Source organism: Maribacter aquivivus (assembly GCF_900142175.1).
Taxonomy (GTDB): domain Bacteria; phylum Bacteroidota; class Bacteroidia; order Flavobacteriales; family Flavobacteriaceae; genus Maribacter; species Maribacter aquivivus.
Map to the genome: position 1 here is coordinate 373152 of NZ_FQZX01000002.1, position 26242 is coordinate 399393.

Genomic DNA, 26242 nt, shown 5'->3' on the forward strand with positions numbered 1-26242 from the left:
TTTTAGCGCTATTTTTTATTCAAAAGTATGTCGTTGTTCTGCTGTTGAAGATGCTTGCAATAATTGGTGAAATGTCTTTATACTATCAAAATTGCTCGTAATTTCTTCCGATACCGCAATGCCAGATACACCTGCTTCCAATAACCCTTTCACATCTACCGTGGTAATGCCACCAAAAGCAATAATTGGAGTTTCGGTTTGTAAAGCTTCTACTAGTAACGTATACCCATTTAAACCCAAAACCGGACTCGAATCTTCTTCGTTGATATTTGCTTTAAACGGACCTAAATTGATATAATCAACTTCTTTGGTCAATAGTGTTTCTGCGTCTTGCAAGGTGTTGGCCGTACCACCGATCATTTGCCAAGTGTATAGCAGTTTTCGTACCTCGGTAGGGGATGTAGTAGTATTATCAAATACAACGCCGTCTGCTTTAATGGTATGTGCAATCTTAAACTGATTCTCAATGATTAACCGCGTCTGAAAATGTGAAGTAATTTCCCTAGCTTCTTCGGCTATTTTTAAAAACTTCTTTTCTGATACATTCTCTAAGCCTAACTGCACTAATTCTATACCAGAAGTACACGCCTTTTGTATATTTTCCAATACCTCTTTTGGTGAGTTTCCTTTTGGTATGTAATGTAGCTTAGGGATAATCATGTCCATATTTTTTGATGTAAATGTTGTAGTATTTAAGTTGGCAAAGTTACGGATGTAATGTGTAATTTAATTTTTTTGTATGGCAATGTCTTATTCACCGGCTATTTTTTGTACGGCTAATTGCCCATCATGGAAAATAGAATTCATAGGTTTCGTCTAATTGTGGTTGTAATAAATACTTATGTGTTTTAGATGTGGTTTGGGTTATAAACTTTCTTAGAGATTGGGTGTATAATCATTAAGATTTAAAATCTAAGTTAGTAGGGTTGTGAAAGGTATGTAGAACGGGATTTTACTACGTATTGTAATTTCCTTACGGTTTTCCGTAATGGAATACTTGTTAAAAATATCTATATTTAACCTCCCCTTTCCTTTATAAAAAAATACTACATTAATTTTATAATTATGAATAAAAATTATCCCATTTTTTTATCACGAATAGCAAAAGGTGAAGATAAAATTGAAGGAGGTTCTCAAAATAATCTTGCAGAAGTTATTTCTGAAATTATAAAAGAGGATAAATTAGAAAAAAAGGTTATTGGATTAGAAGGAGATTGGGGATCTGGAAAATCAAATTTGATTAGAATAATCCAATCCAGGCTCGGGGAAAATTATCACACTTTCATTTTTGATGCTTGGGGAAGTCAGGAGGATTTAACTAGAAAATCTTTTTTGGAACAACTTATAAATGAATTGTTTATAGAAGAATTCTTAACCGAAAAAGAAAAATGGAAGGATTTAAAAAACCGCTTATTATCTAATACGTCAACAACCCATACTCAAAAATTCCCACAAATCAAGAGTTACTGGCTAGTTATCTCACTTTCACTACTTCTTTATGCGTTCCTATCAAGTACTTATGAACATATTATCAAAAATTTTGACTTTGTAGAATCTGTTTTCTTCGGTTATTTTAAACCTTTAATATGGATTTATCTTATTCCTGTCGGGTTTTTTATATGGGGTCTCAAATTATCAAAGAAGGAGTATCTAAAAGAAAGAGAGAACAATAGCAAAAAAGATATTATTGATCAAGATAGTAGATGGGTCACAATAGGTAAGTTATTTTATTGGTATAATGGAAAAGAAATAAATTCAGAAGAAGTTAAAAATATTATAGAAGATGAACCATCTGTAAAACAGTTTAGAGAATACTTTAAAAATATAGAAGATGAAATCAAAGGTAAAGGTAAGCTGATATTAGTATTTGATAATCTTGATAGACTTGATAATGATAAGATAAAGTCACTTTGGTCATCTATTCATACTTTTTTTGCTGAGGATAACAATTCTTTTAACTCTTGGGTTATTGTACCATATGATAAGGCTAAATTACAAGAGCATTTAGAAAATGGATTGCATGGATTTATTGGTAAAACATTTTCTTTGAATTTTAGGATTACACCACCTGTTGTAACCCAATGGGAACAATTCCTAAATCAAATGTTGGATGATGCATTTGGCAAAGAATTGCTAAACCAAGAAGAAATAGAATATGTCACAAAACTTTTTGATATCCTAGCCTCAAATAAAACAATTAAACCTCGCCAAATCATCAATTACACAAATGATTTAGTATCCATGTATAAGTTATGGAGAAAGGATATTGAAGATAACAGTATAAAATTTCGATATATAGCTTTATTCACTTTAGTTAAGGATTCCATTATTAATACTCCAAATGAGTCGATTCTTAATCGTGATTATTTAAAAGGAGCTGCAGTATTTTTCAAAGATGATGAAGACTTAGATACAAGTATGTCGATGCTGACATTTGGAGTAAAGAAGGATTTAGCAGATGAAGTCCTTTTGGATAGACAACTTAAAATTGCTTTAAGAGAAGGTAATGAAGAAATAATTAAATCTTCTTTGAAACATCGAGCATTTCAAAAATATTTTTTTCAAGCAAATTCTGCGATTCAATTAAGTGAAAAATTAAAGGGGTTAGTTAAAATTTATAAAGTTGTTAATGAGATATTCTCTGCCAACATGATGAACACTTTTTGGGAAGATTTTGGTAAAGAAATAAAGTTATTCGAAAGTGAATTTGAAGTATTGAATGATAATCATAAAGCTATTTTAAAAAATACCGAGAAGGGTACGGGTAAAAGTATTTTATTAAAGTTAATTAAGGGGTTAAAAAAAGACTTTGATTCTCTTACAAATCAAGAAAAATATCTCACTCAAATAATACTTATAGAAGAGTTCATAAATGAAGAAAATATTGATATTGATTTCTTTTCGTTGATAACGAAGATTAATTTTAGTGCCGAGCCTTACATGAAATTTGTAAATAAGGTAAAGAGTAATTATAAAAAATATAAAATTTTATGTTCTCAAAAAGAGCTGACAGAATGGTTTTTTGGGGAAAATGAGGAATTAGATATAAATAAAATTTTCAGTAATCTTACAGAGTTAGAAACCGTTAAAGATGAATATGAAATGGACTCTATTATTATAGATATTTCTGCGAAAATTAAGACCATTTCTCATAATGACAAAGAAAATTTGATCCAATATGTTAAGATATTAAAAGTACTAGCAGAAAGACCTGTCAAGCTAAAACTTAGCATCCAATTCTATGATCAACTTACTTCAGCAAAGTTGGACTCCGATGAAATATATGAAGATGCCTATTGTATTGGTATTTCTGATTTTCAGGTTTCTCATGCAAACTCATCAAATTTTCAAAGTTCTTTAAGAAGCTTGACGGAAGAGCAGTTAGAAAAGATTTCAAGTAAGATAGAATCATACATGAGCTATCAAGAATTACTTGAATTACTAACGACAAATACATCTGCGATCGGGTTTCTTAAACTTAAAAATGTTGCACATAAAGTTACAATTAATGATTACGGCGAATCATCTTTAAATATAATGTGGGCACTTAAAAAGTTTGATAATATTGCCACAAAAGTTTTTGATGATGATAAGGAGAAAGTAAAAAGCTTTGTAGAAAAATTAAGTTCATGGCACATGTTATATAATGGAGAAGTTGAAAGTATTTCTGAAGGCTTTTTTAAACATTTTAATCTAGGAGAATTAAAGCTCGTAGAATTAATAATAAAAAATACGTTAAAACATTACAAAGGTTTGTCGAAGGAACAAATCATGGAATCGTTCAAAACGAAGAACAAAGACTTCAAAATACTTAACGCACTAATTGACAATGATTTAATCGATAAATTTTCGAATGCTTTTTATAGTGCCTACGATGATTACATGAAAGAAATAGCTAGTGAAAAAGAAGCTGTTCCAGAAGTTGGGATTTGGGATACACTAATTGATAAACTTCATGGTAATAAGCTAAAGAGCACTTTCACAAATATAAGAGATATATTTATTAATGAAAGAGGGGAGTTAAAAGAAGGAGAGCTTTATTTCTTTAAAAAAGGTTTAATAAATTATGCTAATCTTTCGACAAATCCAGAAAGAAGTACACTTAAAATAATTATTCCTTTAATTGAATCTGATTCAAATTTCGAAATTTTCTTAGATAATAAAGATTCTCTTATCCCCATTATTCAATCATCCAAACAACATAGCGAAACTGCCATTGGAGAACTTCAATTAAGATATAATTCTAAAAACTATTTGGATGACGAAAGAATGAAAGACCTTGCAACGACGTTGAGTCTAAAAAAAGAAGATATTAGTAAAGATGATGATGCCAAATTAGAGGAAGGAAAATAATGATATTTAGTTTTAGTTATATTTGGTTTATGAATACTATAGAAATATAGTAAAAGATGAGTAGGTAAATAATACCAATCCTTTACATTGTTTTCTAAATAAAATGTAAACCTTATTTTATTGTTTTACAACTGTATCAGCTTGCTCAAAATATACTCTGCCTATCAAGCAAAAAGCAGTTTCAATTAAATATCTATTAAAAATGGGTAAAAAAATATTAGAAAGAATCGATATTGAAAACTTAATTACAAATTTAAGAGGAGAAGTAGGTACAGTAATAGAATCTTGGACTTTATTAAGAGAGTATCATATTTTGACTAATCAATTGACTTCAAATATGAGTCATAGTCAGTACAAAGAAAATCTTAGGAACAGTGATTTTAAAAAGAGACATATTATTAAAAAAAAACTAACTGATGACATTATATCAAAGCTTTCTGAGTTAGCTCAAGAAACTAACAATACTCTTAATTTCTATTTGGCAACACAAAAAATCACCAATCTAGATTCTGAATTTAAAGATTATAAAATGTATATAATCAAAAACAAGTTTAAAGCTAGAAGAAATGAGTTTATTAGTCACAAAAATTTACCATTAAAATGGTCAGGGCATAAAGCAGCATATAGCATACCATATGTAATAATTGTAAAAGCAATTGTAAAAGCAATTATCCTAATGAAAGAGATTGATAATATATATATTGGTAAAAATGCAAATTTGAATTGGCAGATTTTAAGAGCTAGTAGATATAATTACGAAGTTGCAGCCAGGGCAAGATATATGGATATGTCATTTATAAAATAGGATTCTAATTTTACAAATGCGTATGGTTTTTCAATAAACAATTGCTTATCTAAATAATTTTTATACTATTATAATTAGAGAAGTCATGGTAGTACTTTATTACAATCTTATCTTTCATCATAAGAAAGAAATTGGAAAAATAAGTTTACTTCTTACAGAGCGTCTCTGTATACCTTAATTAGTTAACAGCTAATTGGTATGCAGAGACTTTTTTTTGCGTAAAACTTTACACAGCGCATAAACTCTAAAAACGGTGAACTAAGTTGCTTACTTCCTATTGCTGAAAACAGCTTTTAGTCTTGCCAATTATTAGCCCAATCTTTCCAAACCACATCTAGACCTTTACTTTTTAACATGGCGGTGATGTCTTCTGTTGGTCTTTCGTCTGATATTTCAAATTGCTCTAAAGATTCTGGTGCAACGGCATACCCACCAGGGTTGGTTTTAGACTCTGCGCTTATGGAGGTAATGCCCAAATTCACAATATTATTTCTGAACACCTCACTTTCACGAGTAGACATGGAGAGTTCTACATCTTCATCTAATAACCTAAAGGCACAGATGAGTTGTACCAAATCTGGGTCGGTCATTTCAACCTTTGGTTCCAATCCTCCTGAATGGGGTCGTAATCTAGGAAACGATATGGAGTATTTAGTTTTCCAGTACGTCTTCTGTAAATACTTTAAATGTAATGCCGTAAAAAAGCTATCTGCACGCCAATCTTCTAAGCCGAACAATGCGCCCAATCCTATTTTGTGAATTCCGGCTTTACCCAATCGGTCGGGAGTATCCAATCGAAAATCGAAATTAGATTTCTTGCCTTTTGGGTGGTGCTTTTTATACTCCTCTCTATGGTAGGTTTCTTGATATACCAAAACGGCATACAGTCCATTTTCAATTAACAGCTCATATTCATCTTGCAATAAGGGTTGTACCTCTATGGTGATATTCGAAAATTTAGAACGAATTAACTGCAAGGCATTATTGAAGTAATCTACACCAACGGTTTTATTGGCTTCTCCTGTAACCAATAAAATATGGTCATAGCCTTTAGATTTTATATACGCTACTTCTTTTAAAATTTCAGCGTCGGTCAAGGTTCTACGTGGAATTTTATTGGTCATGCTAAAACCGCAGTAGGTACAAATGTTCTGGCATTCGTTACTTAAATACATGGGCGAATACATTTGTATGGTATTCCCAAAGCGCTTCTTGGTGAGTTGGCGACTCAATTGCGCCATTTGCTCCAAATAGGGTTTGGCAGCAGGCGATAGCAACGCTTTAAAGTCTTCTAAATCTCGCTTTGTGTTACTTAATGCGCGTAACACATCGTGCTCTGTTTTAGAAAAAATACTGGCTAGGGTATCATCCCAATTGTAAGTATCGAATAGGGTTTTGAAACTGCTCATACTTCTAATTCAAAAAACTGGTTAAGGGACTACTTGCTTCGGCTTTTTTATGCACTATAGGTGCCAGTTTCGCTTCAAAAGCCATTCTGCCAGCTGCTACCGCCATTTTAAACGCTATGCCCATTGCAACAGGGTTTTGAGAAACGGCTATAGCCGTATTTACCAACACGGCATCTGCACCTAGCTCCATTGCAAAGGCTGCATGTGAAGGGGCACCAATACCGGCATCTACAATAACAGGCACATTGCTTTGGTCAATAATAATCTCTATAAATTCTTGTGTTCTTAATCCTTTATTACTTCCTATGGGTGCACCTAAAGGCATTACACACTGCACACCAACTTCCTCTAATCGTTTACATAGCACAGGATCCGCATGTATATAAGGCATAACCACAAAACCTAGTTTCACTAGTTCTTCGGCAGCTTTTAGAGTTTCTATAGGATCGGGAAGCAGATATTTTGGATCGGGATGTATTTCTAATTTCACCCAATTGGTCTCTAAGGCTTCACGAGATAATTGAGCGGCAAAAACAGCTTCTTTTGCATTACGAACTCCCGAGGTATTGGGTAATAAATTAATGCGATTATGATTTAAATGCCGTAGTATATCATCTTGCGCATCACCAACATCTACCCGTTTTAAGGCCACGGTCACCAATTCACTTTCTGATGCCAGTATGGCTTCTTTCATTACTTGCGACGAGCTAAATTTTCCCGTTCCCGTAAACAATCTTGAATTAAACTTCTTATCTGCTATCTGTAACATCTTATTTTCTTTTTTCTTCGGATATCCAACGTTGTTCTACTATTTCGCCACCATTGATGCGTTTCTTAAAATCTGGAATGCTATTAAAGTTGCGCGTTATTTCACCGGAAACTGCGATACCATGAATACCCATTTTCATTAGTGCAGAAACATCATCTATAACAATACCACCTATGGCAATTACAGGAATAGCTGTTTTGAGTTCTTCGAATATGGTCAAATAACCGTTTATGCCCAATACGGGACTCAAATTCTCTTTGGTCTTCGTAAACCTGAAAGGTCCCATACCTATATAATCTACTTTTTTATGGATCAGATTTTTACAATCCTCCAATGTATTGGCGGTGCCACCAATGAGTTGCCAAGAAGCCAGCTCTTTTCTTGCTATAGTAGGGCAGGAGTCTAATTTACCTAAATGCACACCATCTGCTTTTACCGCAGCGGCAATTTTATAGTGATCGTTAATGATTAATTGTACCTGAAACTTTGATGTTATTTCTCGTGCTTGTTGTGCGGTTTCAAGTACTACTTTTTCTGGCTGATTTTTTAAACGCAATTGCACCAATTCCGCTCCAGAAGAACACGCTTTCTGAATATTTTCTAAGTGTTCTTTAGGGGTACTGCCTTGTGATATATAATGTAATGTTGGTATCATTTAGATTCTTTACTTAAAAGCTTAATTCATGCTATTTCTATTTGAAGTTTTCTTCTCCTCAATCCATGCCGCTTCATATTGCTTTTTCAAGGCTATGAAGCTTTCAACAGGGTTTTCCATATTCCAGACGCCACCTAAGACACCAATACCTTTAAAACCGAGCTTTAGTGTTTGTTGTACTGTTTTATCAGTGATTCCGCCCATGCCCACGATTAACTTTTCACTTTGGTTGACGTCAAAACCCTTGCCTTCATAACCCTGTTTAGAGATGGAAGAAAACACGGGACTCAGTAAATGATAATCAAATTCAAACTCACAATCTTCTAATACCTCTGGATCGTGAAAAGAAGAACTTATGGTCTTACCGTACATATCTAAACTTTTAAAATACTGCCCGGGATTATCAATATGGTCTATTCTTTTTTGCTCTTGAAAATGCACGCCTTTTAAATCATATTCATTGATCAACTCATGAAAAAGGTGTACTACAATTCTATTGTGATATTTAGTATCTATTAGATTTAAATAATCGCAATGTTCTTGATAGTCTTTAAATGGTTTTCTCAAATGATAATATGCCAAACCTTGTTGAAACAACTGATGGAGTATTTCAATTTCGTTAGGGATATCATTTTCTGGTGCTATTAATACGATCATTTTTGTGATTTAAGTATTGTAATGGAAATCCTTTTGCTTCATGTGGATAAACTGGGAATAGAAAGCCTGATTTTCAACCCCCTTGAGTAGCTCTAATGACCAATACTTCATCACTCTCGTTCAGTGTTTTGGTATGCCACTCTGTTTTGGTGATAATGTTCTCATTTACCGCCACGGCTATTCCGTTGACAGAAATATCCAATCCTTTAATGATTTCATCTAATGTAGTGTTCGGCTTGAATAGGTGAGTGGTGTTGTTTACTTTAATGTGTATCATCTTTTCAATTAGTTTATCAATGCGTAAAACGCAACAATGATTTTAATTTTGATGTAAACAGAAAGAGTAAATAATGAAATGAAAAAAGGAAAGTACAGGTTGTTGATCCTGATAACTTTTCCCTACGTTGATATTAATCAAATCAGGTTCTAAGGATATTTCTCAAACTATGAAATAGCTACTCCTAAAGTTTACTTCGCTAATGTAAGAATTTGAAGACGAACATGTGCTTTTAAACTTCAGAATGTTGATTAATTTATAGCTACAAGCGTTTTATGAAATAATCGGCAATTATACCATACTTATCATATAAGTCTTATCATTAGCCCCAGTAGTTTCATTGCTAATTTTATCTAAAAACGCTAAAAAGTATAAATGAGTTACAGTAATTTTGTAGTTCATATAATTACAGCATATTGCTAGAAAAAAGAAATCAATTACCCCAAGAGCAATTTATAGATGAAGAAAACTTCATTTATTGTTTAGAAGGCGTTCAAGACATAGAAACAGATAAGGTTACCGAAGCTCAAGAAAGCTTGGAGCAACTGGCCATGAAATACGGTATTTCCAGTATCTACAAAACATGTGATACCATTGAAGGATTAGAAGATAGCTTAAATGCCCTGGTCTTAGATGATCACAATTTTAAGGACTATGAAATCATCTATTTGGTGATGCATGGTGAAGCCAACAGTATTTGCTTAAACGATTACTATTATACCTTACAGGAAATTGCAGAGCTATTTGAAGGCCGATTGAAAGGAAAGATTTTACATTTCTCCAACGCAAAAATTCTTGATTTAGACGAAGAGGAATCGCAATACTTTTTAGATATCACTGGCGCAAAAGCTGTATCTGGTTATGGCAATGCATTTAACGGAGTAAGTAGCGCTAACCTTGATAAGGCTTTCTTTAACTTATTTAAAGAAGATGATGATATGTTTGAAGTGGTAGAAGAGCTACACCAAAGACATTACAATGTCTGTAAACTACTAGATTTTAGATTGTATTATTAAATCTACTTTCAACACATTTATCAAAATAGAACTACAAATTTTATAGCAGCTGCTTTCTTAAAAATTGGTCATCATACCTTCTTTTAAAAGGAAGTATATGTTGCTTCGCTCTATAGTTCTTGGTCTCTAGAATACTATTGAAACCACAGCCAGTGAAGATTTTAGTAGCGTTCTCTAATACCTCGTCTTCAATACGAGTACCTTTAATACTGCTAGTATTTTCACGGATAATATGTGCTGGAATTTTTGAAAATGAACAGATATAAATGTGTTCATCTGTACGATATAATAAGGCTTGTTTGTACAATAATAAAACCTCTTCTAAGGGCGAAGAATGTATGACCAAAAAATAAGGTTTTTCAAGCGCTAGCTCGTTCAACTTTTCTCTCGGTTTTATTAATAAAGAAAACGGAATTACCTTCTTGTACCTGTAATTGGTTAAGGTAATTCCGTTTTCTAATGTGTAGATAATATCATAATCCGGACACGTGTATTTTTCAAAGTAGGCTTTGTTTAAAATGCGCCCCAGTAATACGGTCTTTACGAAATGAAGATCAGAAAAGCTCTTTTCAAGTTCGCCATAAAACCCTGCAGGAAACACATCAACAACAAACGTATTGATCTTATGTTCCTTTATACAGTTTAGCAGAAACCGGTTGAAATGAACCTGGTCCTTAAAAAATGCATCTTCTTTGTATAACGTTTTTATGTTTTTAGGTACCTGATCATGAAAAACAGAGTTCGTTACTAACACGCAATCTTCTAAGGGAATTTCCTGTGTGTATATAAAATTAAGGACCCTATTTATATGCCCAAAACCAGCACCATAAACATAAAATAAATACACTATATCTTATTTAATAATTCGGCTATAATGAACATTTTATGCTCATTAGGTATCTCGTCTATTGCCAAAATAGCATACACATAACTTTGTTGGTTAGAAGAAAGTTTAAAAGCTTCGGTATCATTTACCTTAACACTATTTCCTTCAATATTAACCCTGTACAGCTCTTCTTCATTACGTTTTACCTTAATTTTATCATCATAAGGTCTTACTTCAAAAGCATTTTCATTCTCTTCATTATCAGAGATTTTTACTTTGTCTGGGTATATTTTAATCTTCCATAATAAATCAGAATCGGCATCTCTTAATTTGAAGCTTTCTTCTTTAAACTTTACTTCATACTTCATTTGTCCGTTTGCATAGAACTTATGCTTGTCTGGCTTACTTTTAAAAGTATAGTTTGTATTGTTCGCTACTATTTTAATTGGAGACAGGTTAAAACCTCCTATTACAGCTCCATCAGCTGTTGTAATTGACATGTCAAGGTTTTCTGTAGATGCACTAGCAGAAGTACTTGTTGTGGTGTCTGTGCCGTTAGATGAGTTCTTGTTTTCTGTTTTACAACCTACCAATAAAAGTAGTGTTAGTACAAAAATAATGTGTGTTTTTCTCATGGTTTTAGAATGTTTATGTAGTTTGATATTTCTATTTCTTCGGTATAATTCGTTTTAATTTTCTGAAACAATGCATCGCACATCTGTTCTTTTTCAGAAGGTGTCATTTTATGTATTTGCAATAAGATGTCTAACAGTTCATTTGCCTGTAAAGGATTGAATAAAAATCCATCCTCTTTAGTACTGATTACATCTTTTATTCCTCCAACATTTGCACCGATTACAATATTTTTAGTTGCTGCCGCTTCTAATAAAACATTAGGCATACCGTCGTAAAAAGATGGTATAGCAACGATTCCAACTGCATTGTAAAATGATATCAGTTCGTTCTGGTTAGCAAAAGCATAAAACTGAACATTGATATCTAAATTTAAAATATGTGTTTTTGTTTCCTCGTCTAAATCACCAATTAAACACAGTACGTAATCCTTTTTATATGGAAATCTAGCAAAGGTTTCTACAAAATTTATAACCCCTTTTTTGGCTTTTAATTGCCCTACAAAAGCAATAGGTATTTTAGAATTGAACGATTGTTTTAGACCTTCTATACTTTTAAGGTGACTTTTAGCGGGTTTCCATAGGTCAACGTTAATTCCGTTTTGTGTAAAATAGGTGTTGCTATGAGAAACAAGACTGTCAATTTTTTCTCTTTTCTCTTTGGTTACCGTAAAAATATAGCGGGAGTTTTCAAGTGCGTATAAGAGATGGTTTCTCTTTTTTGAAAAAATACCTTCATCAAAATCATTACCTCTAATAAAAGTAATCAAGGGTTTCTGTATCCATTTAGATAAAATGGGTCCAATATTAAGCGGTAGGTTACCGCCAAAAACACCAATATGTGTAAGTGAATCTAGAAAGGGGAGTTGCTGAATAAACTCAGATGCTAGTGATAATGTAAACTCCTCTGAGCGTTCTATAGGCACTGCAGAATAGGTTCCTTTTACAACAGTATCAGTATTGAATTTCTTCTTTCTATTTGTGAAATGAACGACATGCACCTGTATTCCATTTCTTTTGAAATTACGTACCAAACGATCACAAGAAACGGCCATACCACCTTTATTAGGCGGATAATTTTGAGTGATTAACAGTACATTCATTAACTATCAAAATAAGATCCATCATCAGAATCATCATGCAAGAAAACCGTAGAACTGCTATCAAATAAACTACCATAATCATCTGCCATAAATACCATATACGGGTATTCTGCATGAAAACGATTGATCATTTTTCTTCTCCATACTGATCTATCTTTAGAATAGAGTTCAATATCATTGGTTAGTCGTGCATCGAATTCTACAAAGCAACTAATACATAATATGGCGTTCTTTTTTCTATAAACCTCAGGTCCACTATTTTGACTTATAATTTTGTTGGCTTTAAACGCATGTATATTACACACATTTTTCTTGCATTTCTCGCAAACTACGGTCGGATTATTTTCGCAATTGCGAACTACAAATAGTCCTGTAAATTCTTCGCAACGTATTTTATTTTCTTCCATAAGATTAAGCGCTAGGTGTTACACAACTGTAGCAGGTGTTGATCAGGTTAATAACTTCTAAAGAGAAATAATCTACAGCAAATGAGGAAATGCTACTTTCTTCATACGGATTGTATTGATCCGGATTTTCTTTTTTGACATCGAATTTTCGGTATACCTTAAATACGTAATACTGATCATCTTCAGCAAAGCTTATTTGAGAAGTATCAATTGTTGGGTTTAATTGGTATTTGTGCTTAGGTATTTTCATTTTAATAGTAAAAGGGTATGCAGCCCTATACTTATGTTTTGTTTTTCTTTTACCAGAACTACCTCTTTTTTTGATGATACGCTTTCTTGTTCTTTCGCTAAACTGAAAGAATATTAACGATTCATCATTAAAGAAACAGGACCCTTTACTAATGACCCGCTCATAATTTTTTTCTACGCCAGATATAAACCCTCTAGATTCACTAGTGTACGATTCATTCTTAATTAGGTTTTCATCTGTAACCGTATCTTTTACATTCGCCTCTAGTGCTATTTTAGAATCTAACTGCAAGTCTTCTTCTATCAAGGTAAACAAGGCAGAAAAGTAATCGGCAAAAAAATCAAAACCTTCTGTAAAATTCTTTTTAAATTTTCTGTTCGTTCTGTAAGTCGTGATAATTGCAATAATTATCCCCGGAAAAACCAGTACCCCTAGCGCACCGGGTATTATACCTAAAGAAGGAGAAATAGACGATAGTGGAATTGTAACAAAAGAACCTACGAATATGCCAAGAAAAATGAACCATGTATTTTTTATCCTTTTATTTTTAAATTCTCGGGCTATTTCTCGTTGCATTACACAGGCCCTAAAAAAACGAATCCATTTTACAGGTGTTTTTTTAGAATTAAAACCACGGTGTAAGTGCGCTCTTTCTATAGGGGCTCCTATATATTGTTCTTTATTTAATACATTGCCTTGTCTATCCATATTAGAGCGTTAAATCTTGATATATTTTTTTCAATTTATCTTTTTGAGCATCCCACAGAAAATTACTTTTTACCTTTTCAAAAGCATTCGAAATATAAGTTTCCTTTCGTTCTGGTTCATCTAATACAAACCGAATACATCTTGCCAAGTCTTGTTCTCTATCCGGTTCAAATAGCAAAGCTTCTTGTGCTGTAACCAACTCGGTCACCACTGGTAATTCAGATGCGATGACCATAGTCTCACAAGCCATACTCTCTAATATCTTAAGCGGACAACAACCTTGTGTAATGTTTCTATCACACGCTTTTAATGGCGCAATAGAGGCTTCTGCGTAATGTATGTAGTTGTACAACTCTTTTTTAGGCAATCTAGATTTTAGAATAACACGGTTTTCTAGCCCTAATTTCTCTATCAGTTTTCTATAAGGCTTAAAGGCTTTCTCCTTTACAGCCAAACAAATAACCAGTTTTAGATCTTCAAAATCTTCTAAGTACGTCATTGCTTTAAGCAACACATCTACACCTTGCCAAGGTTGTATGGCTCCAAAATAGATAATGTACTGTGCAGGTGCATCAACCGGTCTTTCGTAAGATGCTGGTATATGTGCCCCGTTAGGTATCACTTTTATCTTTGCTGCATCAATAGCATAATTAGTTTCTAAATATGCCTTGGTAACTTCGGAAGGAGTAATAATCACGGTCGCTTTTTGCAAACATTGCGACTCAATTTCTTTTAGTTTCTCTAGAAAAGTGGGTGTTAAATTGGGGTATCTATAAGGTAGCTCTATGGATGTTAGGGCGTTTACCTCAAAGATTGTTTTTATACTAGGCTCGGCAGTTAATCCCATGCCGCTCCAAACATCTCTAAAATGACCTATCTGAATAGATTCTTTATTTTTTTGGATATCAACAAATAGTTGCTGAGAGAAAAGAGAGGCTTTTTCTAAATAATTCATCTCCTCTTCGTTGTAATAACGCTTTATAACAATATTACCTTCCGTTTGTACGGCAGGGTAGGTGCTATTACCTCGTAAGCAGAATAATTGTAATTCATCGCATTGCTGCGATGATACGTTGATCATCTCTTTAATATGTGTAGAAGCACCTTTTGCGCTTGGGAACACATCATATGTAGCGTAAACATTTCTTTTCATCGAAACTAGAAAGAAAATTTAACCGGTTCTTTCTCTTTCGAATTTTCAATTTCAAAAAACTCACCTTTATTGAAATTGAACATGTTAGCAAAAATATTAGAAGGAAAGCTTTCAATAGCGATATTGTTTTCTTTTACCGTAGCGTTGTAATACCTACGTGTCATTTCAATATCATCTTCTAATGAAGACAGCTCATTTTGCAACTCACTAAAATTTCTATTCGCTTTTAAATCAGGATAATTCTCTGCAACGGCAAAAAGGTTCACCATAGAGTTTTTCAAAGCACTTTCTGCTTTTCCCTGTTCATCAACAGATGAAGCGTTTTGTGCTAGATTTCTTGCTTTGGTAATATTTTCAAAAGTTTCCTTTTCATGCGTCGCATAGCCTTTAACGGTTTCAACCAAACCAGGAATCAAATCATATCGCTTTTTCAAGAACACATCAATACTGCTCCAGCCTTCTGCCATTTCTGTTTTCTTTCTAACCAAGCCGTTGTACACTGAAATAGCATAGAAAAATAGGATAAGAACAATAGCAATTAATACAATTGATATAAGCATAAGGATAGTTTTATGCTAAAATAACAGAATTAGTCGAGTTATATTATAATTATTGGAATCATCTTCCTACAAATTCAGGCTATTCGATGAAGGGCTTTATTAAAAAAAGTATCGCATAGTTTTTAAATGCAATCCAAAAAAATTTATTCTCTCTTTTTGTAAGCAAATGCAGTAAATGCGGACTCATGAACATATAACTAACAACGCCATTTATGAAAACCATTCTCTTCTTTGTCTTAAGCTTAAGTTGCTTAGGTTTGTTTGCACAAAAAACGTTAGACTTTCCTTCTAAAGATGGTTTGCAGATTACCGCAGATTATTATGAAGCCAAAGGGAGCGAAACCTTTATACTTCTTTTTCATCAAGCAGGGTGGAGCCGTGGAGAATATAAAGAAATAGCACCCAAATTAAATGCCTTAGGCTATAGCTGCCTTGCCATAGACCAACGTTCTGGTGGAGCAGTGAATTCCGTTACCAACCAGACCAACCAAAGAGCGGTAGCCGCAGGGAAGGAAACCAAGTACCTAGATGCTTTTCAAGATATTGAAGCTACCGTAGCTTATGTAAAAAAGACATATACTCCAAAGAAAGTAATTATCTGGGGTAGTTCTTACTCTTCTTCTTTAGTACTTAAATATGCCGGTGACCATCCTGACAATATTGATGCTGCCATGGCTTTTTCTCCCGGAGAATATTTTGGTAAGGACGATTTTATAAAAAATAGTGCCGCAAATATTAAAGTACCCACGTTTATTACTTCTGCACAAAACGAGCAAGATAATTGGGCAGCTATAAACGAAGCGATACCTACTACAACAAAAGTATCATATGTGCCAGCTACCAAAGGAAATCATGGTTCACGGGCATTATGGGAAAAGTTTGATGATAATGATGGTTATTGGAGCGCCGTAAAAGACTTTTTAAAGAATATATAGATATATCATCAACCCATTATGAAACAGCTAGCGATCCATTTTTCCATACTATGTGTATTACTATTATCCATAACGGGCTGCAACCAAATGGACGAAAAAAAACACGCCGATAAAAGAGTAAAAAATGAAGTTCTAGTCTTAGGAACTATTCACGGCGGGCATCTAACGGATAACGTTTATACTACCGACTATCTAAAAAAATTGATCAAGAGTATTAATCCAGATTACATATTAACCGAGATTCCTCCAAATCGTTTTAAAACTGCCTATGACGGCTTTAAAAGAGACGATAGTATTTCAGAACCGCGTACCATGCGTTTTCCTGAATATGTAGCTGTTGTTTTTCCATTATCCAAAACCATGGATTTTGAAATTATACCTACCGCTGGTTGGACCAAGACCATGGCAGACGAACGAGGAGAGAAACTAAGGGCAATACAGAAAGACACTTCTAGAACAACAGATTGGACCGCATACATTTCAGCAAATAAGCGTACAGATTCTTTATACAAAGCAAGTGGCAGGGTTAATGACCCTTATTTCATACATACCAATGCCTATGACAGCATTCAAGATATTGGATTACAAAAATACAATGAGCTATTTAATGAAGAACTAGGTCTTGGTGGTTGGGAAAATATAAATATTGCACATTATTGGAATATTGAAAAGGCTCTTGAAAAACACCGCTATCAAGGTAAACGTATTCTAATTACTTATGGCGCCGGACACAAAGGCTGGTTTTTAAGAGAACTACGCAAGCGCGATGATATTGAGCTCTTAGAAATGCATCCATTTTTAGATGCTATTCAATAATCACCTTAGGGTTTAGTATCGTTTTGTATTTATAAAGCGCGACAGTAGGAGGGAAGCACTAAACCTTGATAAGGCTTTCTTTAACTTATTTAAAGAAGATGATAATATGTTTAATGTGGTAGAAGAACTACAACCAAAGACATTACAATATCTGTAAGTTGCTTGATTTTAGACTGTATTATTAAACCGATACCTAAAACAAATCACATACTCTTCAATTTGATTTCAATTACTTGATTGCCGTTGTAGACAATTTTCAAACCTGCTTGTTGATTCGTTGAATTACCTATATGTTTAATAACAATAGGCATTTCTTCTCCTGTTGAAACCAAAATATGTTCAACTTTTGACTCAATTTGATACTGATTTCTAGCATAACCTGTAAGTGCTATAGTACTAATAAAGCAGCCCGTATTACCTCCCGTATTTTTGAGATTTATAGTCGTTTCGGTGCCAATTGGTATTTCAACTTCTGACTTAGCACTTAGCTTTGAACCTACAAGTGTTTTCCCTTTTGGGTTGTCCTCGCCATACACCTCCATGTTCCTTTGATTTCCACCGGCTTGTACCGGTGATCCCGCTGCTATATGTATACCATTTCCCGAAAGTATTGCCTGAGTACCATGCCTAGGATAGTTCATATTCTCCTTTTTAGACCATAAACCTGATTTAGGATTATAGGCTTCAACAAGTTTATAAGCTGGTCCTGCTTCTTCACCTTCACCGCCCATTACAAAAAGCTCCCCGTTATAAACTACAATACCAGGAGCGGCTCTTGGGGTCGGTAAATTTTCATATAATATAGACCAGCGCTTTAAGTCAAAATCATAAGTATCAACTATTGCTGGTAACGGGGCAAACACTCCACCTTCGCCACCAGATTGTCTTCCGCCAGCGGCATATAATTTATTTTCGATCACAGCAGCACTAAAATGATCCCGTTGTTGAGACGCATTTTCTAAAACAGTCCAGATATTGGCTTTAGGGTCATATTCATCAAACCAGTTGACATAACCGCCATCATGACCAATAGTATTACCACCTATGACATAGAACTTATCTTTGTACATAACCAAACCTGCACCGCCTCTTCTTCTGTTTTCAGGAATCTCAGGACCTTGAATCCAATTGTCTGTAGGTGGGTGATATAACCATACATGTTCTTCAGGAATTTCTCTCGGAAAATTATTGGTCTTAAACGCTGCTACAACCCAAATAAAACCCTCATAAGCTGTTGCCTGAAAATGATTAAACTCTTTGGGCGCCATTCTACCGGTACTCCACGTGTTTTTCTTATAATCGTATATATCCAATTTCTGAGCAGATTCGCGACCTCCAAACAATACAAATTTATCACCAATTTGCACAAATGAACATTCGTGTCGCGCCGTATAATCTTCACTTTCATTCTTGTCGATCCATTTATCCGTATGCTTTTTATTCATTTGGCATAATCCTAAAAAAGGTATTAGAATCAATAAATAGCTCAATAGATTTTTCATATCTGATATTTTTTTTTGAAGTATTGATATTGTCATCTGGACTATAATAGTACACTATTTAATTGGTTTGTGAACTTTAACATTACTACCATTTTCTTTTCATAGTTTTTAAACAATCTGCCAATTTAAGCCTTTTAGGGAAGTTGTGCCATGCGGGTAATTATGCTCAGGTTTACCTGGCAATTGAGTTTAATTTTTTTTTAGAGGTTTTATTGAAAATGATTTAATACATCCGCATTGTTTATGTAGCTCAAAATATCTTACTCGCTTTTGCGTTGAACTATAGCAAAATTTGAGCAAATATATTTTTGATACTATTTGTTTTCAAGAACATACAGCAAACAACTATGAAGTTAAAACTAATTTGCATAATTCTACTCCTAGTGGGCGTAGGCAATCTAAATGCCCAATGGAGCAATGAGCAACGACTAATAGCCAGCAATAATGCAGAAGGTGATTTCTTTGGAGATGCCGTGGCAGTATCTGGAAATTATGCTGTAATCGGCTCAAAAAGTAATGATGAGAACGGAACTGGCAGCGGAGCAGCTTATATTTATGAAAAGGCTATTGACGGTACTTGGAATGAAATGCAAATACTTTCACCTAGTGATGCAGATGAATACCACCGCTTTGGTGAATCTGTCGCAATAAATGGGAATATTGCCATCATAGGGGCACCTGGTAACCCAGCTGTATACATCTTTGAAAAGTCGGTTGATGGCTCATGGACAGAATTACAAAAACTAATTGCTAGTGATGCACCCCGTGGTAACACTTTTGGTAACTCCATAGCTATATCGAATAACACAATTGTAGTAGGGGCTTCTAGGGATAATGGTTCAACGGGAGCTGCTTATATATTTGAAAAAAGTATTGATGGTACTTGGTCCGAAGTCGTAAAAGTTGTTCCTGAAGATGCTATTTATGGATATGGCTTTGGGATCTCGGTATCCGTATCAAATGATAGGGCGATAATAGGCGCATTCTCAGATGATGAAAGAGGTCGAGACAGTGGCTCTGCCTATATTTTTGAAAAAAATGCAAATACATGGATTCAAACACAAAAACTCTTTGCAAGTAATAGTAGTAGATATAATAGATTTGGCAATTCCGTTGCCATTTCATCAAATGTTGCAATAGTTGGTGCCGTTAACGATGTTTATATATTTGAAAAAGAAGCAGTTACAGATTGGATTGAAGTCGATAAACTGCATGACTATAGAAATGGTCAACTGGGAAATGCAGTAGCTGTTTCGGGTAATGTAGCTATAGTTGGTGCTTTGTTAGATGATGAAGAATCGCCAGAAAGTGGCTCTGCCTATATGTTACGTAAATCAGCGAACGGTCTGTGGGATAATATTCAAAAAATTAACGCTAGTAATGCTGCTGTGGGCGATAAGTTTGGGGGAGCCGTAGCTATTTCTGGAGATGATGCGTTAATAGGTTCGTCTTTTAAAAACATAAACGGTCAGAACAGTGGTGCGGCGTACTTTTATAATTACACCCCGACAACAAATCAAAAACCGCAACAAACTGCCTATGGAACTTTAAATGTAGCGGAAAACAGTGATGATTTCCTAAGGGATATAAACGCCACGGACGACACGGATACCGAAGGAAACGGACTGCGCTACACCTTTACCACCAAATACGGCTATGGTTTAGATAATGCCTTGTTTAATTTAACGGAAGATACGGGTATATTCTCATTTATAAACAGCCCAGATTTTGAAAATCCTCTTGACGGTAATAAGGATAATCAATATGAAATTCAGGTAACGGTAACAGATAGTGGCGGATTCTATGCCTATAGAAATTATACCGTGCAGGTAACCGATGTTAATGAAACCATTTGGGGTAATGTACAAAGGGTATCGGCAAATGATTATTTATCCGGTAGTTGGTTTGGCAATTCTGTTGCCATTTCAAATGATTTTGCTATAATTGGCGCTAATGGCCATGATGATTTTGGCATAGAAAGCGGCGCAGCATATCTATATGAAAAAGATACCAATGGCAATTGGCTTGAGGCTCAAAAACTAACGGCAAGTGACAGCAATACGTATGATTATTTTGGTAGTGCTGTTGCCATTTCTGGGAATACTGCTGTTGTAGGTGCTATTGGTAATGATGATAATGGAGATAGCAGTGGTTCTGCCTATGTTTATGAGAGAAACGCAAATGGCATTTGGTTAGAATCACAAAAATTACTGGTTGATAATGGTGCTACAAATAGTAATTTTGGAACCTCGGTCGGTATATCCCAAAATTATATAGTCGTAGGTACACACCATACGGACGCAAATTTAATAGATAAGGCATATGTATTTGAAAAAGGTGTGGATGGTAATTGGGTTCAGCTCCAAGTATTTACCGCTAGCGATGCAGCCTTAGGTGATGATTTTGGAGGCTCGGTCTCCATATCAGAAGACCAAATTGTAATTGGTGCCGCACGTAATGGAAGTAATGGTAATAATAGCGGGGCTGCGTATATTTTTGAAAAAGGTACAGATGGTTATTTTTCGGAAACACAAAAAATAGTTCCCAGTGATGCTTCTTTCAGCGATAGATTTGGTTCTTCGGTAGCTATTTCTGCAAATACCATTATAGTAGGTACCCCTGGCAATAATGATGACGGAGACGGTAGTGGGTCTGCCTATATATTTGAAAAAAATACAGATGGTAATTGGGAAGAACAAGAAAAACTGACGGCTAGCGATGCAGCTTCAAATAACTGGTTTGGTCAATCAGTATCCATTTCCGGTAATAGGGTAGTGGTAGGCTCAGATGAGAATGGAGTAGGTAGGGGTTCCGCTTATTTATTTGAAAAAGATACAAATGGAACTTGGTTAGAAATACAAATACTCGACTCTAGACCTAATGCAGGTTATGATAGTTTTGGCGGTTCGGTTTCCATATCTGGGGACGTGGCCGTAGTAGGCGCACGAAATGACGATGAATACGGCGCTCATACCGGTGCTGCTTATTTTTTTGGTGGCACACTTTCAAATCAAGCTCCAAGATTAGAAGCAAATACAACTGTAACCATTATCGAAAACATAACAGCTATTGTATTAGATATCAATGCATCACACTATAAAGACACAGAGGGTAATGGTTTAGTCTATAACCTTTCTACTTTTAACAATGGAGGTATAGACAATGACCTCTTTACACTGGTAGCGGATACTGGTGAGCTTTCTTTCATTGCCCCGCCAGATTATAGTGAACCTCTGGATAATGATGCAGATAATACGTACAACGTTCAAGTAACGGTAACAGACAATGCAGGTTTAACAGCAACGCAAGAAATTGAAATTAGCGTTACACCGTCTAATCGTGCCCCGGTCTTATCTTCTACGGATTCTTTTGATTTTGATGTAAATGGTACCAATGTTGGTTTTAAGGTTACCGCTACAGATGATAACGATTCAGAAGGTAATGGTTTGGTCTATAGTTTTACAATGGATGACAACTCAGGAGCGGATAATTCCTTTTTCAATTTAAACGACCAAAACGGTGAGTTTTCATTTATTACAATTCCGGATATCGATAACCCTTTGGATAATGATGGCAATAACGTTTACAATGCTCAAGTAACGGTAACGGATAGTGAAGGATTATTTGCCGTTCAAAACGTTACTATTACTGTCATCGATATTACGGTTTGTACAAACAATCAAAGCATTAGCCCCAGCGATGCCATGATAAGGGATTATTTTGGTGGATCTGTTGCCATATCGGGTAATACGGCCATTGTGGGAGCCAATGGAAACAGCGCAGCCTATGTATTTGAAAAAGACGCAAATAACAATTGGGTAGAAATTCAAAAGCTCGAGGCTAGCGACTCCAGTCCATATAATGATTTTGGTATTTCTGTGGCCATCTCTGGCAATATAGCTATAATAGGTTCCTCTAACGCGGGTGATAATGGTACCGGTAGTGGTGCTGCCTATATATTTAAAAAAGATGCCAATGGGCTTTGGGTCGAAATTCAGAAACTATTACCTAACAATGATGAATCCTATTATCGTTTTGGTTTTTCCGTTGCTATTTCTGGTGAAGTTGCTATCATTGGTGCAACGGGAGATAATGAAAAGGGCTTATCAAGTGGGTCGGCCTATATCTTCGAAATGGAATTTAATGGCTCTTGGATAGAAACCGCAAAGCTTACCGCTTTCGACGGTGGAACTTTAGATATGTTTGGCTACGCCGTATCGGTTTCTGGCAATAAGGCCATTGTGGGCAAATACAGCGAAAATGAGAATAACGCCGCTAACGGTGCCGCTTATATATTTGAAAAAGATGTAGATGGCATTTGGATGCATACTAAAAAACTGACGCCTGGCGACAATGCTAGGGTAGATTACTTTGGCAGGTCCGTATCCATTTTCGATAATGTTGCCATAGTCGGGACAAATAATTCTTATTTGAACGATGGAAATGGATCGGCCTATATATTCGAAAAGAGTCCTACCGGTAACTGGAACGAAATACAGAAGTTAACCGCTAGCAATGGCAACAGGTATGACTATTTCGGATATTCCGTAGCTGTTTTTGGAGATGTAGTCATGGTAGGAACCAACGATGTATATGGTTTGACTAAAAATTCCGCCTATATTTTTCAAAAGGAAGCTGATGGAATATGGAAAGAGTCCTATAACCTTGTAGCCGAGGGTAATACTGGCGAAGATTGGTTTGGTTCGTCGGTAGCCATTTCTGGGAGTGCCGCCATTGGTGGTGCAGATAGCCAAGATAACGCTCAGATTTTTACATGTATCTCTATACCTGATACCGAAAAACCGATTATTGTATTAAAAGGCGACGACCCCATTGAAATAAACGAAGGAGACACGTACTTCGAGCCTGGTTATTCTGCAACCGATTTGGTTGACGGTAGTCTAACCGATAATGTCATTGTAGGTATGCAAAATGTAAACCTAGGTCTAGCTGGTACATATGAAATTACTTATAATGTTGCCGATGAATCCGGTAATGCTGCAGATGAAGTTAGTAGAACCATTAATGTAATTGCCGTACCTATGGATACCATTAAGCCCATAATTGTTTTAAATGGCGATAATCCATTAGTACTTTATGTAGGTGAACCATTTGTAGAAGACGGTTATTTGGCAACCGATGATGTGGACGGTGATATAACCGACCTCGTAATGGTAGATATGACGTATTTAAATATGAATGTTGCGGGTACCTATAGCATTACATACAACGTAAAAGATAGTGTTGAAAATGCTGCAATTGAAGTAGTTAGAACCGTTATAATCAGTGAATTGATTAGTACGCCGGTTGACCTAGCATCGAATGATATTAGTATACTTCTAAATTCGCCTACTTGTCCAGGCACTTCAAACGGAAGCATAACCATTACCAATGATAGCGAATATGATTTAATTGCTACACTCTCAGGTAATGGTATTAATGAAATAGCTATTGATGTTCCACAAAAAAGCTCGTATGTTTTCCCAAACTTACCATCCGGACAGTTTGTAGTTAATTTTGAAGGTTCAGATGTGGAAATCAACGCTCCTGAATTCAATGTAATAATTCCAGAATTAGAGGCTATAGGTATTACAAACAAGAAAATAGACCAAGGTGCTGCTTTAGGCCACGTAAATGTTACCGGAAGCAAGTCATACCAAGTAAAGACCGATACTGAAATTTTAGTTTTCGAATTTTCAAATACAGGTTTAAATAGTATTGAACTACCGTTAAAGAGCGGGCAGAATACTTTTGAAATAAAAGGAACTTCAGATTGTCAAGGAATTGAGATGGTTACCTTCCAGTTTAATGAATTACGTTTATTTCCAAATCCAGTTACTGATTGGATATCGGTATCAGGATTCAATGCCGAGGGTGTGGTTACCATTTTAATAACAGACGTTTCAGGTAAAGTAGTTATGCAAACAACACAATATATTGAAAATAGTACGCTTAGAATAAATGTATCGGATATTCTTAATTCAGGGGTTTATGTGTTGAGATTATCAGAAAATGAAAAAGATAGGGTAGAATTTAAAATCGTAATAAAATAATAGTTGACAACCGACGAGATGTATTGAATAAACACTTGTTATTACATCTTATTTTAAAATTCATAACTCTTAATTATTCACGATAAAAATTAAATCTATATTCCTATTTTTACCAAAATCAAATAAAAGAATTTAATAGTATGAGCAAAACAAAACTAACCATAAATAGTAATGGGTCTGTAAAAGTAGAAGGAGATTTTGAAGTTGTAGATAGCCAAGGTAATTCATATAACTTGCAAGGTAGAACAGTATTAGGCATATGTCGCTGTGGACTTTCTAATAACAAACCTTTTTGCGATGGTTCTCACAGAAATCATTTTGAACACGAAGCAACAGCTTTCGATTTACCTCCAATGAAAAAGAAATAAAACATATTAATTATTGCTTTTTAATGGACTTCTCTCATAAAAAAGCAATAATCAGTTTTTGTTCTATAATGTACTTGCGTTAAGTAACTTGAGCTTTGGCTAAAGCGAAGTTATTTTTTCAATCTTCTTTTATTTTTTTCTTTCTAAAAACTTTCTTCTAAAAAGGTAATGAAATCGAAGAGCAATTTCGCTTTGAGATTCATGAATACCTTTAAAAAATGATAAACAAGCAATTAATAAACACTTATTATCCGAGCCGACAATAGGAGGGAGAGCAATATGTGTGCGTGTGTGGAATGCTAATGTAATTTTAATGACTGTGTAAAGTAAATTTATTCTCTTTAACTGGTTGTCTATTTAATATAAAATGCAACAATAAATAATAGTTTAAATAAAGAAAAGTACTTTTGCTTTATGGAAGACAAGTTACAGTTACTAAGACAACATTTTGAGGAAATCGTTTCTTTAACTGATGAGGAGTGGAACTTTATACAATCGCACTTTGAATTTAAAAGTCTTAAAAAACACCAATTTTTAATACAAGTAGGGCAACCTGTAGACTTTGAATATTGGATTATTAAAGGTTTGGTAAAAGCGTACTCCATAGACGAAAAAGGTAAAGAACACATTCTTCAATTTGCTATGGAAGACTATTGGGTGAGCGACCATTGTGCTTTTCAACATCAAGAACCTGGGACTATTTTTGTGGACTGCCTTGAAGATTCTGAGTTCTTCTGTTTGTCTTTAGAGAACAGGGAAAAGATTTGTTTTGAAGTCCCTGCCGTTGCCAATTTCTTCAGAATTAAATCCAACCACGGTTATATCAATTTACAGCAAAGAATCTTGTCTTTGCTTACAATGACCGCAGAAAGTAGGTACGAATACCTATTAAATAAACTTCCAAAATTAATACAACGCGTTCCTAAAAAATTAATCGCTTCTTATTTAGGCGTATCCAGAGAGACTTTAAGTCGTTTTAACAGCTAAA

General features: G+C 34.7%; 22 protein-coding genes and 1 riboswitch. Of the genes, 8 read left to right on the forward strand and 14 right to left on the reverse strand.

The window, feature by feature from the left end; translation table 11 throughout:
- Nucleotides 1–15: 15 nt before the first annotated feature.
- Nucleotides 16–660 carry a thiamine phosphate synthase gene (locus BUC31_RS12010; protein WP_073245925.1) on the reverse strand — a complete coding sequence of 215 codons (645 nt, stop codon included), beginning with the start codon at nt 658–660 and terminating at the stop codon, nt 16–18.
- Nucleotides 661–1065: 405 nt separating this feature from the next.
- On the opposite strand from BUC31_RS12010, the gene BUC31_RS12015 reads away from it, so the two are divergent.
- Nucleotides 1066–4353, forward strand: a complete 3288-nt coding sequence (locus BUC31_RS12015; RefSeq protein ID WP_073244498.1) for a P-loop NTPase fold protein — start codon at nt 1066–1068, stop codon at nt 4351–4353.
- Nucleotides 4354–4555: 202 nt separating this feature from the next.
- Nucleotides 4556–5158, forward strand: coding sequence for a hypothetical protein (locus tag BUC31_RS12020; RefSeq protein ID WP_073244500.1), 603 nt, complete (start codon nt 4556–4558; stop codon nt 5156–5158).
- A 293-nt stretch (nt 5159–5451) separates the two neighbouring features.
- Here BUC31_RS12020 and thiH read toward each other — a convergent pair whose 3' ends face one another.
- The 5 genes from thiH to thiS all read right to left on the reverse strand — a co-directional run bounded on the left by thiH (nt 5452) and on the right by thiS (nt 8925).
- Nucleotides 5452–6567: a 2-iminoacetate synthase ThiH gene (thiH, locus tag BUC31_RS12025; protein ID WP_073244502.1), complete on the reverse strand. Its 1116-nt coding sequence runs from the start codon at nt 6565–6567 to the stop codon at nt 5452–5454.
- 4 nt (nt 6568–6571) lie between these two features.
- A complete protein-coding gene (locus tag BUC31_RS12030; protein ID WP_073244504.1) occupies nt 6572–7336 on the reverse strand; it encodes a thiazole synthase in 765 nt (254 codons plus the stop codon).
- Nucleotide 7337: 1 nt separating this feature from the next.
- Nucleotides 7338–7991: a thiamine phosphate synthase gene (thiE, locus tag BUC31_RS12035; protein WP_073244506.1), complete on the reverse strand. Its 654-nt coding sequence runs from the start codon at nt 7989–7991 to the stop codon at nt 7338–7340.
- A 21-nt stretch (nt 7992–8012) separates the two neighbouring features.
- Entirely contained in the window at nt 8013–8648 is a 636-nt protein-coding gene (locus BUC31_RS12040) for a thiamine phosphate synthase (RefSeq protein ID WP_073244507.1), read from the reverse strand.
- Nucleotides 8649–8721: 73 nt separating this feature from the next.
- Entirely contained in the window at nt 8722–8925 is a 204-nt protein-coding gene (gene thiS / locus BUC31_RS12045; protein WP_073244509.1) for a sulfur carrier protein ThiS, read from the reverse strand.
- A gap of 102 nt (nt 8926–9027) precedes the next feature.
- A riboswitch (TPP riboswitch) is annotated at nt 9028–9121 on the reverse strand.
- Nucleotides 9122–9341: 220 nt separating this feature from the next.
- Between thiS and BUC31_RS12050 the strand changes: the two genes are divergently transcribed.
- Nucleotides 9342–9941, forward strand: coding sequence for a DUF6642 family protein (locus tag BUC31_RS12050; protein WP_073244511.1), 600 nt, complete (start codon nt 9342–9344; stop codon nt 9939–9941).
- A 40-nt stretch (nt 9942–9981) separates the two neighbouring features.
- Here BUC31_RS12050 and BUC31_RS12055 read toward each other — a convergent pair whose 3' ends face one another.
- Genes BUC31_RS12055 through BUC31_RS12085 form a run of 7 tightly spaced genes read right to left on the reverse strand, consistent with a single transcriptional unit; the run spans nt 9982 to nt 15580 of the window.
- On the reverse strand, nt 9982–10788 hold the full coding sequence (locus BUC31_RS12055) for a hypothetical protein (RefSeq protein ID WP_073244512.1): 807 nt from the start codon (nt 10786–10788) through the stop codon (nt 9982–9984).
- Nucleotides 10788–11402 (reverse strand): hypothetical protein, encoded by a 615-nt coding sequence (locus BUC31_RS12060; protein ID WP_073244514.1) that lies wholly within the window; start codon nt 11400–11402, stop codon nt 10788–10790. The genes BUC31_RS12055 and BUC31_RS12060 overlap by 1 nt, the downstream gene beginning before the upstream one ends.
- Nucleotides 11399–12502: a glycosyltransferase family 4 protein gene (locus BUC31_RS12065; protein WP_073244515.1), complete on the reverse strand. Its 1104-nt coding sequence runs from the start codon at nt 12500–12502 to the stop codon at nt 11399–11401. Before BUC31_RS12065 ends, BUC31_RS12060 begins: the two co-directional genes overlap by 4 nt.
- Entirely contained in the window at nt 12502–12909 is a 408-nt protein-coding gene (locus tag BUC31_RS12070) for a hypothetical protein (protein ID WP_073244517.1), read from the reverse strand. Before BUC31_RS12070 ends, BUC31_RS12065 begins: the two co-directional genes overlap by 1 nt.
- Before the next feature lie 4 nt (nt 12910–12913).
- Nucleotides 12914–13867 (reverse strand): hypothetical protein, encoded by a 954-nt coding sequence (locus BUC31_RS12075; RefSeq protein WP_073244519.1) that lies wholly within the window; start codon nt 13865–13867, stop codon nt 12914–12916.
- A 1-nt stretch (nt 13868) separates the two neighbouring features.
- Nucleotides 13869–15020 (reverse strand): glycosyltransferase family 4 protein, encoded by a 1152-nt coding sequence (locus BUC31_RS12080; protein ID WP_073244521.1) that lies wholly within the window; start codon nt 15018–15020, stop codon nt 13869–13871.
- A 5-nt stretch (nt 15021–15025) separates the two neighbouring features.
- On the reverse strand, nt 15026–15580 hold the full coding sequence (locus BUC31_RS12085; protein WP_073244523.1) for a LemA family protein: 555 nt from the start codon (nt 15578–15580) through the stop codon (nt 15026–15028).
- A gap of 212 nt (nt 15581–15792) precedes the next feature.
- On the opposite strand from BUC31_RS12085, the gene BUC31_RS12090 reads away from it, so the two are divergent.
- Both BUC31_RS12090 and BUC31_RS12095 read left to right on the forward strand, forming a co-directional pair.
- Entirely contained in the window at nt 15793–16515 is a 723-nt protein-coding gene (locus BUC31_RS12090; RefSeq protein ID WP_084135029.1) for an alpha/beta hydrolase, read from the forward strand.
- A gap of 87 nt (nt 16516–16602) precedes the next feature.
- Nucleotides 16603–17331, forward strand: coding sequence for a hypothetical protein (locus BUC31_RS12095; RefSeq protein WP_073244527.1), 729 nt, complete (start codon nt 16603–16605; stop codon nt 17329–17331).
- A gap of 203 nt (nt 17332–17534) precedes the next feature.
- On the opposite strand, the gene BUC31_RS12100 is transcribed toward BUC31_RS12095, so the two are convergent.
- Nucleotides 17535–18833, reverse strand: coding sequence for a Kelch repeat-containing protein (locus BUC31_RS12100; RefSeq protein WP_244534045.1), 1299 nt, complete (start codon nt 18831–18833; stop codon nt 17535–17537).
- A 347-nt stretch (nt 18834–19180) separates the two neighbouring features.
- Here BUC31_RS12100 and BUC31_RS20125 point away from each other — a divergent pair, with 347 nt between their 5' ends.
- From BUC31_RS20125 to BUC31_RS12115, 3 genes are all read left to right on the forward strand, one after another.
- Nucleotides 19181–24886, forward strand: coding sequence for an immunoglobulin-like domain-containing protein (locus BUC31_RS20125; protein WP_139251963.1), 5706 nt, complete (start codon nt 19181–19183; stop codon nt 24884–24886).
- A 140-nt stretch (nt 24887–25026) separates the two neighbouring features.
- Nucleotides 25027–25254, forward strand: coding sequence for a CDGSH iron-sulfur domain-containing protein (locus BUC31_RS12110; protein WP_073244533.1), 228 nt, complete (start codon nt 25027–25029; stop codon nt 25252–25254).
- Between the two features lie 414 nt (nt 25255–25668).
- The gene (locus tag BUC31_RS12115) at nt 25669–26241 is read left to right on the forward strand and encodes a Crp/Fnr family transcriptional regulator (protein ID WP_073244535.1); all 573 of its coding nucleotides are present in this window, start codon (nt 25669–25671) and stop codon (nt 26239–26241) included.
- Nucleotide 26242 lies beyond the last annotated feature (1 nt).

What these genes read in the sequence shown, in the direction of transcription:
- BUC31_RS12085 (WP_073244523.1), bottom strand. Translation starts at nt 15,580, where the DNA reads ATGCTTATATCAATTGTATTAATTGCTATTGTTCTTATCCTATTTTTC.
- BUC31_RS12110 (WP_073244533.1), top strand. Translation starts at nt 25,027, where the DNA reads ATGAGCAAAACAAAACTAACCATAAATAGTAATGGGTCTGTAAAAGTA.
- BUC31_RS12075 (WP_073244519.1), bottom strand. Translation starts at nt 13,867, where the DNA reads ATGGATAGACAAGGCAATGTATTAAATAAAGAACAATATATAGGAGCC.
- BUC31_RS20125 (WP_139251963.1), top strand. Translation starts at nt 19,181, where the DNA reads ATGAAGTTAAAACTAATTTGCATAATTCTACTCCTAGTGGGCGTAGGC.
- thiE (WP_073244506.1), bottom strand. Translation starts at nt 7,991, where the DNA reads ATGATACCAACATTACATTATATATCACAAGGCAGTACCCCTAAAGAA.
- BUC31_RS12115 (WP_073244535.1), top strand. Translation starts at nt 25,669, where the DNA reads ATGGAAGACAAGTTACAGTTACTAAGACAACATTTTGAGGAAATCGTT.
- BUC31_RS12020 (WP_073244500.1), top strand. Translation starts at nt 4,556, where the DNA reads ATGGGTAAAAAAATATTAGAAAGAATCGATATTGAAAACTTAATTACA.
- BUC31_RS12065 (WP_073244515.1), bottom strand. Translation starts at nt 12,502, where the DNA reads ATGAATGTACTGTTAATCACTCAAAATTATCCGCCTAATAAAGGTGGT.
- BUC31_RS12095 (WP_073244527.1), top strand. Translation starts at nt 16,603, where the DNA reads ATGGACGAAAAAAAACACGCCGATAAAAGAGTAAAAAATGAAGTTCTA.
- BUC31_RS12015 (WP_073244498.1), top strand. Translation starts at nt 1,066, where the DNA reads ATGAATAAAAATTATCCCATTTTTTTATCACGAATAGCAAAAGGTGAA.
- BUC31_RS12060 (WP_073244514.1), bottom strand. Translation starts at nt 11,402, where the DNA reads ATGAGAAAAACACACATTATTTTTGTACTAACACTACTTTTATTGGTA.
- BUC31_RS12030 (WP_073244504.1), bottom strand. Translation starts at nt 7,336, where the DNA reads ATGTTACAGATAGCAGATAAGAAGTTTAATTCAAGATTGTTTACGGGA.
- BUC31_RS12070 (WP_073244517.1), bottom strand. Translation starts at nt 12,909, where the DNA reads ATGGAAGAAAATAAAATACGTTGCGAAGAATTTACAGGACTATTTGTA.
- BUC31_RS12100 (WP_244534045.1), bottom strand. Translation starts at nt 18,833, where the DNA reads ATGAAAAATCTATTGAGCTATTTATTGATTCTAATACCTTTTTTAGGA.
- BUC31_RS12010 (WP_073245925.1), bottom strand. Translation starts at nt 660, where the DNA reads ATGATTATCCCTAAGCTACATTACATACCAAAAGGAAACTCACCAAAA.
- thiH (WP_073244502.1), bottom strand. Translation starts at nt 6,567, where the DNA reads ATGAGCAGTTTCAAAACCCTATTCGATACTTACAATTGGGATGATACC.
- BUC31_RS12090 (WP_084135029.1), top strand. Translation starts at nt 15,793, where the DNA reads ATGAAAACCATTCTCTTCTTTGTCTTAAGCTTAAGTTGCTTAGGTTTG.
- BUC31_RS12040 (WP_073244507.1), bottom strand. Translation starts at nt 8,648, where the DNA reads ATGATCGTATTAATAGCACCAGAAAATGATATCCCTAACGAAATTGAA.
- thiS (WP_073244509.1), bottom strand. Translation starts at nt 8,925, where the DNA reads ATGATACACATTAAAGTAAACAACACCACTCACCTATTCAAGCCGAAC.
- BUC31_RS12080 (WP_073244521.1), bottom strand. Translation starts at nt 15,020, where the DNA reads ATGAAAAGAAATGTTTACGCTACATATGATGTGTTCCCAAGCGCAAAA.